Origin of the sequence: Pseudomonas fluorescens (genome assembly GCF_001623525.1) — a bacterium.
Classification (GTDB): domain Bacteria; phylum Pseudomonadota; class Gammaproteobacteria; order Pseudomonadales; family Pseudomonadaceae; genus Aquipseudomonas; species Aquipseudomonas fluorescens_Q.
The window spans coordinates 3,183,456-3,197,955 of record NZ_CP015225.1 but is presented as its reverse complement, the minus strand read 5'-3'; the positions used below and the strand labels follow the sequence as shown (position 1 = coordinate 3,197,955).

Below are 14,500 nucleotides of genomic sequence, written 5' to 3'. Positions count from 1 at the left end.
AATCGCCCTCGCTCTTGTTAGACGAAGAGGATCAGCGAGTGCCGCGGCGGCTCATGAACGCCAGGCGCTCGAGCAATTGCACGTCCTGTTCGTTCTTGACCAAGGCTCCTGCCAGCGGCGGGATGGCCTTGGTCGGATCGCGCTCGCGCAGCACCGCTTCGCCGATGTTGTCGGCCATCAGCAGCTTGAGCCAGTCCACCAGTTCGGAAGTGGAAGGCTTTTTCTTCAGGCCCGGCACCTTGCGCACGTCGAAGAACACGTCCAGTGCTTCACTGACCAGGTCCTTCTTGATGTCCGGGTAATGCACGTCGACGATTTTCTGCAGGGTGACGCGGTCGGGGAAGGCGATGTAATGGAAGAAACAGCGGCGCAGGAACGCATCCGGCAGCTCTTTTTCGTTGTTGGAGGTAATGATGATGATCGGCCGTTGCTTGGCCTTGATGGTTTCGTCGGTCTCGTAGACGTAGAACTCCATCTTGTCGAGTTCCTGCAACAGGTCGTTGGGGAACTCGATATCGGCCTTGTCGATTTCGTCGATCAGCAGGATCACCCGCTCCTCGGACTCGAACGCTTCCCAGAGCTTGCCCTTCTTCAGGTAGTTGCGCACGTCATGGACCTTGTCCACGCCCAATTGCGAGTCCCGCAGGCGGCTGACCGCATCGTACTCGTACAGGCCCTGGTGAGCCTTGGTGGTGGACTTGATGTGCCAGGTGATCAAGCGCGCGCCGAAGGACTCGGCCAGTTGCTCGGCGAGCATGGTCTTGCCGGTGCCCGGTTCGCCCTTGACCAGCAGCGGCCGCTCCAGGGTGATGGCGGCGTTCACGGCCAGTTTCAGGTCATCGGTGGCCACGTAGGCGCTGGTGCCTTCGAACTTCATCTGCAATTCCTCGAACGGTGTCGCCGGCCTGGCGAGGCGGGGCGCGCGAAAATAAATAGCGTGCCCGACTATACCGCGAGGCCCCGCCGACTGTGAACGCAGACGCTGTATTCAGTCTCTGAATGGAGCGTCACATGTTGACTCAGTCTCGGCGGCTTGCCAGTATTGCATATCGCCAATTTGGCGATATGTTTGGTGCATGTCTACTAAATATCGATTCAAAAATACTTACCGCATTCAACTGCGTGAACGAGACCATCCACCGCCCCATGTTCACCTGACGGGTGGTGGGGTGGATGTGATGTTGAGCCTGGAAACCGTGGAAGTGATGATGGGCCGTGCGCCGCCGTTGATCATCAAGGAAGCGCTGGACTGGGTCAGGGTCCATCAGGCGCAACTGTTGGAGGATTGGAAACGATGTTACCCATGAAACGGCCGCGGCTATTGGCCGTGCAGGCTTTATTGCCGTTCAGTCTTGAACTGACGTTCATCGACGGGCAGCAATTGACGCTGGACTTGAGTGCCGACGTACAACGTTACCCAGGCTTGCAGCCTTTGCTGAAAGAGGCAGCGTTTGGAGACGCGAGCGTGGGGGATGATGGTTGGAGCGTGGAATGGCCCGAACTGGATATCCAGATCGGTGCCGATACCTTGTATCTGGATGCGCTGGCGCAGAATGCCGTGGATGAAAATACCCGTATCTTCATCGATTGGCGTGCCCGTACCGGCCTATCGCTGAACCAGGCGGCTGAAGCACTGGGGGTCAGCGCTCGCAGCATCAGCCGCTATAGCAGTGGGCGCGAGGCTGTACCGCGTTCGTTGGCCCTCGCGTGCTTGGGATGGGACTCGCTGCAGCGTGGCGCGGGCATCGCGGCGGCGGAACCGATCGGCCGCTACACCGTCACGCGCAAACCCTAATCGGTCTAAGGCGGTGGCTGTTCATAACGGGCGTTGAAGGCCTGGACGAAACCGTTGCGCAGGATCTGCAGGAAGGCCTCGAAGGCGCTGATGTCCTGCTGGTGGACATTGCCGCTGAGTTCCACCCGGGTGGCGAACTGGTTCTTGCGCTGGTTCTTGAGGGCCGTTTCGCCTGTGCCGACCAGCGCTTCCCAGACCGAGCGGAAGATGTTCTTGTTCTGGTTTTCCACGTCCTGCTGCCAGTCGAACACATCGACATCGCGCAGCAATGGCTTGATGTAGCCGCTGAGCTTGGCGTTGTCGGCTTCGGCCTCGATCACCAGGTCGCCGTGACCGGCATTGAAATCGAATTTGCCATAAGCAGCGGCGAAATCGTTCAGGCGCTTGAGCTCGATGTTCCTGGCTCGCAGGCGGAAGTCGAAATCCTCGAAGTTGCTCAACGGGTCGAAGGTGGCCTGCATTTCCAATGGCGCGTGTTCGGCCACCAGGGCCTTGCCCTCGAAACGGGCGTCGCGCTTGCCTTCGGTGTCGACCACGTTGGTCAGGTTGTAGAAGCTGGCGTTGACGTCGGTGGCCCGCAGGTTGACCGGTGGCTTGGAGTTGAAATTGCGGAAGGTGACCTTGCCATCCCGGATGCGCACTTCGTTGAAGGTGATCGGCAGCAGTTTGCCCAATTGCTCGCGCCAGTTGGTGCCCCGGCCAGTCTGGGAGTTCTGTCGGTTGGCGCCGCCGTCGACGAAGTTCACTTCCGGGCGGGTGAATTCCACCTCGGCGACCACCGCATGGTCGTACCACAGCGAGTGCCAGCTCACCGACAAGTCCACCAGCGGTGCGGTGACGAACGGCACCGGAACCTTGCCGTCGACCTTGACGATTTCCAGGCCGTTGATCCGGTAGGCACCGCGCCACAGGGCCAGGTCCACGTCGGTGATCTGGCCGCGATAATCGCCCATGTTGGCCAGTTTGTCGTTCAGGTAGTCGCGTACCAGGTAAGGCAGGGCGAAATGCAGGGCCACCAGCACCGCGACGAGGGCGGCGAACACCCACAATGGCCAGCGATATCGACGCTTCATGTCAGTCAGTCTCCAGCGTTTGTTGGGGGAGCGCCTTCTAATGCCATTGACTGTCGCAACTGCGGGAACGTTCGGTGCAACTGGACGCCCGTGGGCAACAGGCATACCTTTAAAGGCTTACATTCCCGCTGCATCAAGGACCCAGCCATGAGCCGTATATTCGCTGACAACGCCCATTCCATCGGTAATACGCCGCTGGTGCAGATCAACCGCATTGCCCCGCGCGGTGTGACCATCCTGGCCAAGATCGAGGGGCGGAACCCAGGGTATTCGGTCAAGTGTCGGATCGGCGCAAACATGATCTGGGACGCTGAAAGCTCGGGCAAACTCAAGCCGGGCATGACCATCGTCGAACCGACTTCGGGCAACACCGGGATCGGCCTGGCGTTCGTCGCCGCCGCTCGTGGCTACAAGCTGATGCTGACCATGCCGGCCTCCATGAGTATCGAGCGCCGCAAGGTGCTCAAGGCCCTCGGCGCGGAACTGGTGCTCACAGAGCCGGCGAAGGGCATGAAAGGGGCCATCGACAAAGCCGCTGAGATCATGGCCAGCGATCCAGCCAAATACTTCATGCCGCAGCAGTTCGATAACCCGGCGAACCCGGCGATTCACGAAAAAACCACCGGCCCGGAAATCTGGAACGACACCGACGGCGCGGTGGACGTGCTGGTGGCGGGTGTGGGCACCGGCGGGACCATCACCGGCGTTTCGCGGTACATCAAGAACACCTGCGGCAAACCGATTTTGTCGGTGGCGGTCGAGCCCGAGGTTTCGCCGGTGATTACCCAGGCGATGGCGGGCCAGGAGATCAAGCCCAGCCCCCACAAGATCCAGGGGATCGGCGCTGGGTTCGTGCCGAAGAACCTTGACCTGTCGATCGTTGACCTGGTCGAGCGGGTATCTGACGACGAGTCCAAGGCCATGGCCCTGCGCTTGATGCAGGAGGAGGGCATCCTCTGCGGGATCTCTTGTGGCGCGGCGATGGCCGTGGCCGTGCGCCTGGCGGAAAAACCGGAGATGCAGGGCAAGACCATCGTCGTGATCCTGCCGGATTCGGGCGAGCGGTACTTGTCGAGCATGTTGTTCAGTGATTTGTTTACCGAGCAGGAGATTCAGCAGTAACTGCCTGCACAGGATGTGATGGGAGCTTTGTGGCGAGGGAGCTTGCTCCCGCTGGGGTGCGCAGCGCCCCCAAAATAGGTGGCCCTCATCAAGTCGCAGGCGCTTTTGTGGCGAGGGAGCTTGCTCGCGCGCCCCAGCGCAGCAGGCGTCCGGGCTCCCGGGTGGGGGGCCAGGTGGTAGGGGCGCGCTTCGCACGCCAGCGGGAGCAAGCTCCCTCGCCACAAAAGCTCTCGCCATCGTAGGTTGAATGATTGTTCGATGCGTCAGCCAAGGTTCAGGCGGCGCATGTTAGAAAGTGTTTATTGCGTTTCACTCAACAGAGAATGTTGCGTCAGATGGTTTTTACCCGGGCCTGGAGTGGTTAACATGGCCTTCGGCTACGTCGGGCAGTAGGCGTTGCGTCAGTTGTTTTTGGACAAGGAGTTGTAAAAATGACCGTTTCGTTTGTCGCCAAGGCCTCGGTGTTGCTGCTGTTCCTGGGCAGTACGCTGTACGTGCACCTGCGTGGCAAGGCGCGTTTGCCGGTACTGCGCCAGTTCGTCAACCACTCGGCGCTGTTCGCCCCTTATAACACCTTGATGTACCTGTTCTCCGGCGTGCCCTCGAGACCTTACCTGGACCGCAGCAAGTTCCCCGAACTGGATGTGCTCAAGGACAATTGGCAAGTCATCCGCGACGAGGCCATGCACCTGTTCGACGAGGGCTACATTCGCGCTGCCGAGAAGAACAACGACGCGGGTTTCGGCTCGTTCTTCAAAAAGGGCTGGAAGCGTTTTTACCTCAAGTGGTACGACAAACCGCTGCCGTCGGCTGAGCTGTTGTGCCCCAGGACGGTCGCGCTGGTCAGCCAGATCCCCAATGTCCGGGGCGCGATGTTTGCCCTGCTGCCGGGTGACAGCCATCTGAACCCCCACCGAGACCCCTTCGCCGGTTCGTTGCGTTATCACCTGGGCTTGTCCACCCCCAATTCCGACGACTGCCGGATCTTCGTCGACGGTCAGATCTACGCCTGGCGCGACGGCGAAGACGTCATGTTCGATGAAACCTATGTGCACTGGGTCAAGAACGAAACCCCGCAGACCCGCGTGATCCTGTTCTGCGATGTCGAGCGGCCCCTGAAAAGCCGGTTGATGACCCGCCTCAACCGCAGCATCAGCGCGTTCCTCGGGCGCGCCACCGCGCCGCAGAACCTGGAGGAAGAACACGTCGGTGGCATCAACCGGGCCTATGCCTGGAGCAAATCGTTCAGTGACGGCATCAGCGGCCGGGTCAAGCAGTTCAAGCGCAAGCATCCCAAGGCCTACCGGGTGATGCGGCCAGTGTTGGCGGTGGCGGTGCTGACGGCGCTTGGCTACTGGTTGTCCGTTTAAATATTGCGTAGTCCATCGAGCGCTGGTTATAGTCGGCGCTCTTCGGGTTTTCGAACCCACCCTTCAAGAGATCGGCTCATGCCTGCATCCCCTGTCATCGCGGTCGTGGTTCCAGCGTTCAACGCTGGCGTCGTGCCGTGTGGGAGTCAGCAGCCTGCGCAGATCGGTCAATACCCTCCACCTGTCAGTAGCCCACCGGTGTACGCCGTCGTATCACCGCCGGGTGTTGGCGTTCAGGGCTGATCGGCAACGGTTGCCGTCCCCTGTGCCTGCCTGAAAAAACTACTGGACTTCAGCTTCGGCTGAGTTGGCTTTTTGCCTGACTACAGGTGGTATTCATGTTTTCCCTTTCTAAAAACGCCTTGTTGGCGGCGGCTTCCACGAGCCTGTTCGTTTTGCTGTGGAGCAGTGGGGCGATCTTTTCCAAGCTGGGCCTGGCCCATGCTTCACCTTTCGCTTTTCTGCTGATCCGTTTTGCCATCGCCCTGTCGGCGCTGGTGCTGTTGATTCCGTTGCTCAAGTTCAAGCTGCCCAAGACCGGCAAGCCGATGCTGTACGCGGCGACCACCGGGCTCGTGCTGCTGGGCGCCTATCAGATTTTTTATCTGCTGGCGCTGCAAATGAACGTCACCCCCGGGGTGATGGCCACCCTGATGGGCGTGCAGCCGATCCTGACCGTGGTGCTCATGGAACGGCAGCGTTCCTGGTCGCGGCTGTTCGGCTTGATGCTGGGGTTGGTCGGGTTGGTCATGGTGGTGTACCAAGGCATCGGCCTGGCCGGCATGTCCCTGGCCGGGATGCTCTGCGGGTTGCTGGCACTGGTGAGCATGACGGCCGGTTCGATCATGCAGAAGCGCATCACCGACAACCCACTGGGCACGCTGCCGGTGCAGTACCTGGCCGGGCTGGTGCTGTGCGCGGTGTTTGTGCCGTTTCAGCCGTTTCACTTCGAGTACAACACGGGTTTCATCGTGCCGGTGTTGTGGATGGCGCTGGTGGTGTCGGTGCTGGCGACGTTGCTGCTGTACCGACTGATCGCCCGGGGCAACCTGGTGAATGTCACCAGCCTGTTCTACCTGGTGCCGGCGGTGACGGCGATCATGGACTACCTGGTGTTTGGCAATCGGCTGGCGTTGTTGAGCTTGTTGGGGATGGTGCTGATCATCGTGGGGTTGGTGTTTGTGTTTCGTAAAAGCCGTTAGCTGCTAGCGCTCCGGCAGCTGTTATACCGCCATCGCGAGCAAGCTCGCTCCCACAAGGACTGCGCATGACCTGTGGGAGCGAGCTTGCTCGCGATGGCGTTTTTGTCCGCGCCGATGAACTACCGGGCAGACACCTCAGCCGGTTTCACCACCCCAGGCTTGAGCACCAACCACAACGCCGCCGCAATCAACACCCCGCCATACAAATGCGCCATCCCCAACGGCTCATCCAGCAGCAACGCCCCCCACAGCACGCCGAACGGCGGAATCAGGAAGGTCACGGTCATGGATTTGACCGGGCCGATGGAACTGAGCAGGCGGAAATAAAGGATGTACGCCAGCGCGGTACACACCAGGCCCAGCCCCAGCAGTGACATCCAGACGCTCCAGCCACCCCAGCTGGCCGGTGGTTGGCTGATGACGCTGTAGCCAAACAGCGGCAGCAAGAACACCGTGGCGCCGAACATGCTGCCCAAGGCCGAGAGACGGCTGTCCAGGCCACCTTGCTGATCGAGCCAGCGACGGGTGAGAAAACCGGCAAAGCCATAGCAGGTCGTGGCCAGCAGGCAGGCGAGGGCGCCCATCAGCAATTGCAGGTCGAACGCCACCGGGCCGGCGCGGGTCAGGATGCCGACGCCGAACAACCCCAGGCAGACACCGCTGACCTTGGCCGGGGTGAGTTTTTCGCTGAAGAACAAGCCGCCGATCAGCACCCCCATCAACGGCGTGGTGGCGTTGAAGATCGCCGAATAACCGGCCGGCAGCACCTGGGCGGCCAACGAATAGAAGGTGGCCGGAATGCCCGAGTTGATCAGGCCCAGCCCCATCACGACTTTGAGTTTGCCGCGAAAATTCCAGTCGATGCGCATCAGGGCCAGGATCACCAGCAGCCCGACGAAGGCGATGGACACGCGAAAAAAGGCAGTGGGAATTGTGCCAATGACGGGGGCGATAATGCGCATGAACAGGAAACTGGCGCCCCAGATAGCGGCCAGTGACAGTAAGCGCAGGATATCGACGAGGTTCACGAGTCATTCCTTCCTTGATTGGGCGGCAAGTGTCGCCGCCCTGAATAGCGATGGCAATGGTTGCGTTGGCGCGTGATTGGCCTCTAAGCTCAGTCGCCAATAACAAGCATGACCCGCCGAGGTTTACCCTATGCCGCAGCCATGGCCCGCCATCGAAATCGCCCGTTCGATCCTCGACGGCTTCGACGATTATCGTGAGCATTTCCGGCAGATCACCGACGGCGCCCGCGCCCGGTTCGAGCAGGCGCTGTGGCTGGAGGCGCAAGCGGCTTCGGCGGCGCGCATCAACTTGTATGAAGAAAAAGTCTTCGAAACCGTTGCCAAGCTGCACAAGGCCTTCGATGACGAAACCCTGATGGACGTGAGCTGCTGGCCGCTGGTCAAGAGCGCCTATATCAGCCTGATCGACCTGCGCTTCGACGATGAGCTGTCGGAAACCTGGTACAACTCGATCTTTTGCGGGCTGTTCAGCCACGACCTGATCAGCGATGGCACCATGTTCATCCACACCACCCGGCCCAGCCTGCGCCGCGCCCGTGCCGCCCAGACCCGCACCTACAAACCCCAGGGACAGTTGGACCGGATGCTGGCGAGCGTGTTCGCCGATTACCGTTTCAGCGAGGACTACGCCGATCTGCCGGGCGACCTGCAGCGCCTCGAAGCGCAGTTGCGCGAGAACCTGCCGGACTGGGTCTGCAAGGACCCGGAACTGACGGTGGAGTTGTTTTCCTCGGTGCTTTACCGCAACAAGGGCGCCTACCTGGTGGGCCGGATCTTCACCCGCGATGACCAATGGCCGCTGGTGATCCCGCTGCTGCACCGCGAGGGCCGGGGTATCCAGATCGATGCGTTGATTACCGACGAGGCGCAGGTGTCGATCATCTTCTCGTTCACCCGCTCGTACTTCATGGTGGACGTGCCGGTGCCGGCGGAATTCATCGGCTTTCTCAAGCGCATCCTGCCGGGCAAGCACATCGCCGAGCTGTACACCTCCATCGGTTTCTACAAGCACGGCAAGTCCGAGTTCTACCGAGCGTTGATCAATCATCTGGCGAACACCGACGACCAGTTCATCATGGCCCCGGGGGTGCGTGGCATGGTCATGAGCGTGTTCACCCTGCCGGGCTTCAACACGGTATTCAAGATCATCAAGGACCGTTTCTCGCCGTCGAAAAACGTTGACCGGGCCACGGTGATCGAGAAGTACCGCTTGGTGAAGAGCGTCGACCGGGTCGGGCGCATGGCCGATACCCAAGAGTTCGCCGATTTCCGTTTTCCCCTGGGCAAGTTCGAGCCGGCGTGCCTGGAGGAACTGTTGGAAGTGGCGCCGTCCACGGTGTCGGTGGAAGGCGACACGGTGCTGATTCGTCACTGCTGGACCGAGCGCCGCATGACACCGCTGAACCTGTATTTGGAAAACGCCAACCAGGACCAGGTGCGCGAGGCGCTGGAAGACTATGGCCTGGCCATCAAGCAACTGGCGGCGGCCAATATCTTTCCCGGCGACATGCTGCTCAAGAACTTCGGCGTGACCCGCCACGGCCGCGTGGTGTTCTACGACTACGATGAAATCTGCTTCCTGACCGAAGCCAACTTCCGCCACATCCCCCAGCCCCGTACACCGGAAGACGAAATGGCCTCCGAGCCCTGGTATTCCATCGGGCCGCTGGACGTGTTTCCCGAGGAGTTCCCACCCTTCCTGTTCGCTGACGCCGGGCAGCGCAAGCTGTTCGACCAGTTGCACGGCGAGTTGTACAACGCCGACTATTGGAAAGGCCTGCAAGAGGCAATCCGGGCGGGGAAGGTGATCGACGTGTTCCCGTATCGGCGTAAGGACCCGGACAACGAATAACCCAGCAGGTAAACGAAGCCCCCTGTGGCGAGGGAGCTTGCTCCCGCTGGGGCGCGCAGCGGCCCTAGAACCCGGCAACGCGGTGGAACAGGTCGATTGAGTGAGCTTGAGAGGGGGCTGCTGCGCAGCCCAGCGGGAGCAAGCTCCCTCGCCACAAAAGCATCCCGGTCGACCAACCGATTTGCTCTTGAGACTGACACTGATTCGAGGCATTCCCTTAACCCGCGCCGAGCCCAATTCCCGTGGCGAGGGAGCTTGCTCCCGCTGGGGCGCGCAGCGGCCCTAGAACCGCGACGCGGTGGATCAGGTTGATTGAGTGAGCTTGAGAGGGGGCTGCTGCGCAGCCCAGCGGGAGCAAGCTCCCTCGCCACAAAAGCATCCCGGTCGACCAACCGATTTGCTCTTGAGACTGACACTGATTCGAGGCATTCCCTTAACCCGCGTCGAGCCCAATTCCCGTGGCGAGGGAGCTTGCTCCCGCTGGGTCGCGCAGCGGCCCTAGAACCCGGCGACGCGGTGGGTCAGGTTGATTGAGTGAGCTTGAGAGGGGGCTGCTGCGCAGCCCAGCGGGAGCAAGCTCCCTCGCCACAAAAGCTCAAAAGCTCAAAAGCTCAAAAGCTCAAAAGCTCAAAAGCTCAAAAGCTCAAAAGCTCAAAAGCATCCCGGTTGACCAACCGATTTGCTCTTGAGACTGACACTGATTCGAGGCATTCCCTTAACCCGCGCCGAGCCCAATTCCCGTGGCGAGGGAGCTTGCTCCCGCTGGGGCGCGCAGCGGCCCTAGAACCGCGACGCGGTGGATCAGGTTGATTGAGTGAGCTTGAGAGGGGGCTGCTGCGCAGCCCAGCGGGAGCAAGCTCCCTCGCCACACAAGCAGCTTTGACGAAAAGCTCCTGTGTGCGAGCTTGCTCGCGATAGCGGTATCTCAGTCAACATCTAATGCAGGCTGAACCACCACCATCGTGAGCAAGCTCGCTCCCACAAGGGTGTGGCGGTGGGCTGCTTTGCGCGTTCGGCGCAATGGCCGCAAATCTGCGACAATCGCCCCCCTGCACAAACCGAAGACCCTTGCGTACCTGATGACTGACCAAGCCCCCGCTATCGACAAGCTGCTGAAAAACCTCGACCACGCCATGCTCGCCGACCGTCACCGGTTGCGGCGCCAGTTGCTCGAGCTGCGCAAGAAACCCGACGAGGCCAAGTTGGCCCAGTGGGTGGCGCGCATGCAGGCGTCGTGCGACCAGGTGTTGGCGCGCAAGGCGAGCCTGCCGGTGATCCGCTACGACGACAATCTGCCGATCGCCGCCAAGCGCGACGAAATCAAGGACGCGCTGCTCAAGCATCAGGTGCTGATCATCGCCGGTGAAACCGGTTCGGGTAAAACCACGCAGTTGCCCAAGATCTGCCTGGAAATCGGTCGCGGTCAGCATGGCTTGATCGGCCACACCCAGCCGCGCCGGATCGCCGCGCGCAGTGTGGCGAGTCGGGTGGCCGAGGAACTGGCCACGCCGTTGGGCGCGCTGGTGGGTTATCAGGTTCGGTTCGAGGACCAGAGCGACGCCAACACCCTGATCAAGCTGATGACCGACGGCATCCTGCTGGCCGAGACCCAGAACGACCGCTACCTCGAGCGCTACGACACGATCATCGTCGACGAAGCCCACGAACGCAGCCTGAACATCGACTTCCTGCTGGGCTACCTCAAGACCCTGCTGCCACGCCGTCCGGACCTGAAAGTCATCATCACCTCGGCGACCATCGACCTGGAGCGCTTCTCCAAGCATTTCGATGATGCGCCGATCGTGGAAGTCTCGGGCCGCACCTTCCCGGTGGAAACCTGGTATCGCCCGCTGACCCTGGAGCAGGACGAGGAAGGCAACCGGGTCGAGGATGACTTGACTGTCGACCAGGCGATCCTCGCCACCCTCGATGAAATCGCCGCCTACGAGCGCAGCGAGCGCCGCAGCCCTGGGGACGTGCTGGTGTTCCTGCCGGGCGAGCGGGAGATTCGCGACGCGGCGGAGATGCTGCGTAAGGCCCAGCTCAAGCACACCGAGATCCTGCCGCTGTATGCGCGACTGTCGCCGGCCGAACAGCAGCGGATCTTCCAGTCCCACCCGGGCCGTCGCGTGGTGCTGGCGACCAACGTCGCCGAAACCTCGCTGACCGTGCCGGGCATCCGCTACGTGATCGACAGCGGCACCGCGCGCATCAGCCGCTACAGCTATCGCGCCAAGGTCCAGCGCCTGCCCATCGAAGCCATTTCCCAGGCCAGCGCCAACCAGCGCAAGGGGCGTTGCGGACGGGTCGAGCCGGGGATTTGCGTGCGGTTGTACAGCGAAGAAGATTTTCTTGGGCGGCCGGAGTTCACTGACCCGGAAATCCTGCGCACCAACCTGGCGGCGGTGATCCTGCAGATGCTGCACCTGCGTCTCGGCGAGATCACTGATTTCCCGTTCATCGAGCCGCCGGATGGCAAGGCCATCAGTGACGGTTTCAACCTGCTGCAGGAATTGTCGGCGGTGGACCGCAACAGCCAATTGACCCCGCTCGGTCGCCAGTTGGCGCGCCTGCCGGTGGATCCGCGCATGGGCCGCATGCTGTTGGAAGCGGCGAAGCTGGGCAGTTTGCAGGAGGTGTTGATCGTCGCCAGTGCCATGTCGATCCAGGATCCGCGCGAGCGTCCGCCGGAGCGCCAACAGGCGGCGGACCAGGCCCACGCCCAGTGGAAGGACGCGGATTCGGACTTCGCCGGGCTGGTCAACCTGTGGCGCGGTTTCGAAGAGCAGCGCCAGGCCCTGACCGCCAGCCCGCTGCGCAATTGGTGCCGCAAGAACTTCCTCAACTACCTGCGCCTGCGCGAGTGGCGCGATTCCCATCGTCAGTTGAGCCTGATCTGCCGCGACATGCAGTTGAGCCTCAATAAAGAACCGGCCGATTACCCGAAACTGCACAAAGCGGTGCTTTCGGGCCTGTTGAGCCAGATCGGCCAGAAAACCGAAGAGGGCGACTACCTCGGCGCCCGCCAGCGGCGGTTCTGGGTCCATCCGTCTTCGGGCCTGGGCAAGAAGCGTCCGCAATGGCTGATGACCGCCGAACTGGTGGAAACCACCAAGCTGTATGCGCGCATGGTTGCCAAGATCGAACCGGACTGGATCGAGCCGCTGGCCGGGCACCTGATCAAGAAAAACCACTTCGAACCCCATTGGGAGAAGAAGCGCGGACAGGTGGTGGCCTATGAGCAAATCACCCTGTTCGGGCTCATTGTCGTTGGTCGCCGGCCTGTGCATTACGGGCCGGTGGATCCGGTGGTGTCACGGGAGCTGTTCATCCGCGAGGCGCTGGTGCGCGGCGAGATCCAGTCCAAGGCCAAGTGCCTGAGTGCCAATACCCGGTTGCTGGAGCAACTCGACGAACTGGAAGCCAAGGCTCGTCGCCGCGACATCCTGGCGGACGAGGAAACCCTGTATGCCTTCTACGACGCGCGCTTGCCAGCCGAGATCCACCAGACCGCGACGTTCGACAGCTGGTACCGGATCAACAGCCAGAAAGACCCGCAACTGTTGATCATGCGCGAAGAAGACGTGTTGGCCCGCGAAGCCAGCGAAGTCACCGCCGCGCATTACCCCGACACCTTGCGCGTCGGCGACCTGACCTTGCCGCTGAGCTATCACTTCGAGCCCAACCACCCACGCGACGGCGTGACGTTGCGAGTGCCGGCGCCGCTGCTGCCGATGCTACCGCCGGAGCGCCTGGAGTGGCTGGTGCCCGGGGTGATCGAAGCCAAGTGCATCGCCCTGGTGCGCAACCTGCCCAAGGCCTTGCGCAAGAACTTCGTGCCGGTGCCCGACTTCGTCAAGGCGGCGCTGCAACGCATCACCTTCGCCGAAGGTTCGTTGCCGCAAGCCCTGGGCCGTGAGTTGTTGCGCATGACCGGCGCGCGGGTCAGCGACGAAGCCTGGGCGGAAGCCGCGCAGCAGGTGGAAAGCCATCTGCGCATGAACCTGGAAATCGTCGACGGCCAGGGCAAGTTCCTCGGTGAGGGCCGGGACTTGGCCGAGCTGACGGCGCGCTTTGCCGAGGCCAGCCAGGCCGCCTTGGCCGTACCGCAAACGGCGAAAAGCCAGGCGCCGGTGGAGGCGAAAATCTTTGCGCCGGTGGCCGAGAAAACCCAGCAGAAGATCGCCGGGCTGTCGATGACGGTCTATCCGGCGCTGGTGGAAGAGGGCGGCGTGGTCAAGGAAGGACGTTTCCCGACCCCGGCCGAAGCCGAATTCCAGCATCGCCGCGCCTTGCAACGCTTGCTCATGCAGCAATTGGCCGAATCGGCCAAGTTCCTGCGTGGCAAGCTGCCCGGGCTGACGGAGCTGGGCCTGCTGTACCGCGAACTCGGGCGGATCGACAGCCTGGTGGAAGACATCCTGCTGGCCAGCCTCGACAGTTGTGTGCTCGAAGGCGAAGCGAGCCTGCCTCGCGACGGTGCCGCACTGGCCTCCCTGGCCGAGCGCAAGCGCGGCGGCTGGACCGAGCACGCCGAACGTCTGGCGAAACTGACCCTGGACATCCTCAAGCTCTGGCATGGCCTGCAAAAACGCTTCAAGGGCAAGATCGACCTGGCCCAGGCCGTGGCGCTGAACGATATCAAGCAGCAACTCAGCCACCTGGTGTATCCGGGGTTCGTGCGCGAAACCCCACATCAGTGGCTCAAGGAACTGCCGCGCTACCTCAAGGCCATCGAGCAACGCTTCGAGAAGCTCGGTAGCCAGGTGCAGAAGGACCGGGTCTGGAGCGGCGAACTGTCGAACCTCTGGGCCCAATACCAGGCCCGCGCCAGCAAACACGCCCAGGAAGGCAAGCGCGATCCGCAACTGGAACTGTACCGCTGGTGGCTGGAGGAATACCGGGTGTCGCTGTTCGCCCAGCAACTGGGGACCAAGGTGCCGATTTCCGACAAGCGCCTGGGCAAGCAGTGGAGCCTGGTGGAGGGCTGATCGCAGAATCACGGGCAGGCCCGTAACCCACAGGTTTTATGTAGTAAGTGAGGGAGAATGGGCCAAA

At 61.7% G+C, this 14,500-nt stretch carries 10 protein-coding genes; 7 read left to right on the top strand and 3 right to left on the bottom strand.

The genetic code is table 11. The features are described 5' to 3' along the window. Positions 1–31: 31 nt before the first annotated feature. Positions 32–877 (bottom strand): AAA family ATPase, encoded by an 846-nt coding sequence (locus TK06_RS13585; protein ID WP_003184225.1) that lies wholly within the window; start codon positions 875–877, stop codon positions 32–34. 199 nt (positions 878–1,076) lie between these two features. Here TK06_RS13585 and TK06_RS13580 point away from each other — a divergent pair, with 199 nt between their 5' ends. Together TK06_RS13580 and TK06_RS13575 are read left to right on the top strand one after the other, a co-directional pair. After that, complete coding sequence (locus TK06_RS13580) at positions 1,077–1,307, top strand: DUF4160 domain-containing protein (protein WP_063322489.1); 231 nt, start codon at positions 1,077–1,079, stop codon at positions 1,305–1,307. Beyond that, positions 1,295–1,795 carry a DUF2442 domain-containing protein gene (locus TK06_RS13575; RefSeq protein ID WP_063322488.1) on the top strand — a complete coding sequence of 167 codons (501 nt, stop codon included), beginning with the start codon at positions 1,295–1,297 and terminating at the stop codon, positions 1,793–1,795. The genes TK06_RS13580 and TK06_RS13575 overlap by 13 nt, the downstream gene beginning before the upstream one ends. Positions 1,796–1,800: 5 nt before the next feature. On the opposite strand, the gene TK06_RS13570 is transcribed toward TK06_RS13575, so the two are convergent. Then, a complete protein-coding gene (locus TK06_RS13570) occupies positions 1,801–2,868 on the bottom strand; it encodes a DUF748 domain-containing protein (RefSeq protein WP_063322487.1) in 1,068 nt (355 codons plus the stop codon). Positions 2,869–3,015: 147 nt separating this feature from the next. Between TK06_RS13570 and cysK the strand changes: the two genes are divergently transcribed. The 3 genes from cysK to TK06_RS13555 all read left to right on the top strand — a co-directional run bounded on the left by cysK (position 3,016) and on the right by TK06_RS13555 (position 6,562). Further along, positions 3,016–3,990: a cysteine synthase A gene (gene cysK, locus TK06_RS13565; protein ID WP_063322486.1), complete on the top strand. Its 975-nt coding sequence runs from the start codon at positions 3,016–3,018 to the stop codon at positions 3,988–3,990. A gap of 431 nt (positions 3,991–4,421) precedes the next feature. Continuing rightward, entirely contained in the window at positions 4,422–5,360 is a 939-nt protein-coding gene (locus TK06_RS13560; RefSeq protein ID WP_063322485.1) for an aspartyl/asparaginyl beta-hydroxylase domain-containing protein, read from the top strand. A gap of 338 nt (positions 5,361–5,698) precedes the next feature. Further along, entirely contained in the window at positions 5,699–6,562 is an 864-nt protein-coding gene (locus tag TK06_RS13555) for a DMT family transporter (protein WP_063322484.1), read from the top strand. A gap of 119 nt (positions 6,563–6,681) precedes the next feature. On the opposite strand, the gene TK06_RS13550 is transcribed toward TK06_RS13555, so the two are convergent. Further along, positions 6,682–7,590 carry a DMT family transporter gene (locus TK06_RS13550; protein ID WP_063322483.1) on the bottom strand — a complete coding sequence of 303 codons (909 nt, stop codon included), beginning with the start codon at positions 7,588–7,590 and terminating at the stop codon, positions 6,682–6,684. A 130-nt stretch (positions 7,591–7,720) separates the two neighbouring features. Between TK06_RS13550 and aceK the strand changes: the two genes are divergently transcribed. Continuing rightward, positions 7,721–9,442 carry a bifunctional isocitrate dehydrogenase kinase/phosphatase gene (gene aceK / locus TK06_RS13545; protein ID WP_063322482.1) on the top strand — a complete coding sequence of 574 codons (1,722 nt, stop codon included), beginning with the start codon at positions 7,721–7,723 and terminating at the stop codon, positions 9,440–9,442. A gap of 1,079 nt (positions 9,443–10,521) precedes the next feature. Continuing rightward, a complete protein-coding gene (hrpA, locus tag TK06_RS13540) occupies positions 10,522–14,433 on the top strand; it encodes an ATP-dependent RNA helicase HrpA (RefSeq protein WP_063322481.1) in 3,912 nt (1,303 codons plus the stop codon). The last annotated feature ends 67 nt before the right edge of the window (positions 14,434–14,500 follow it).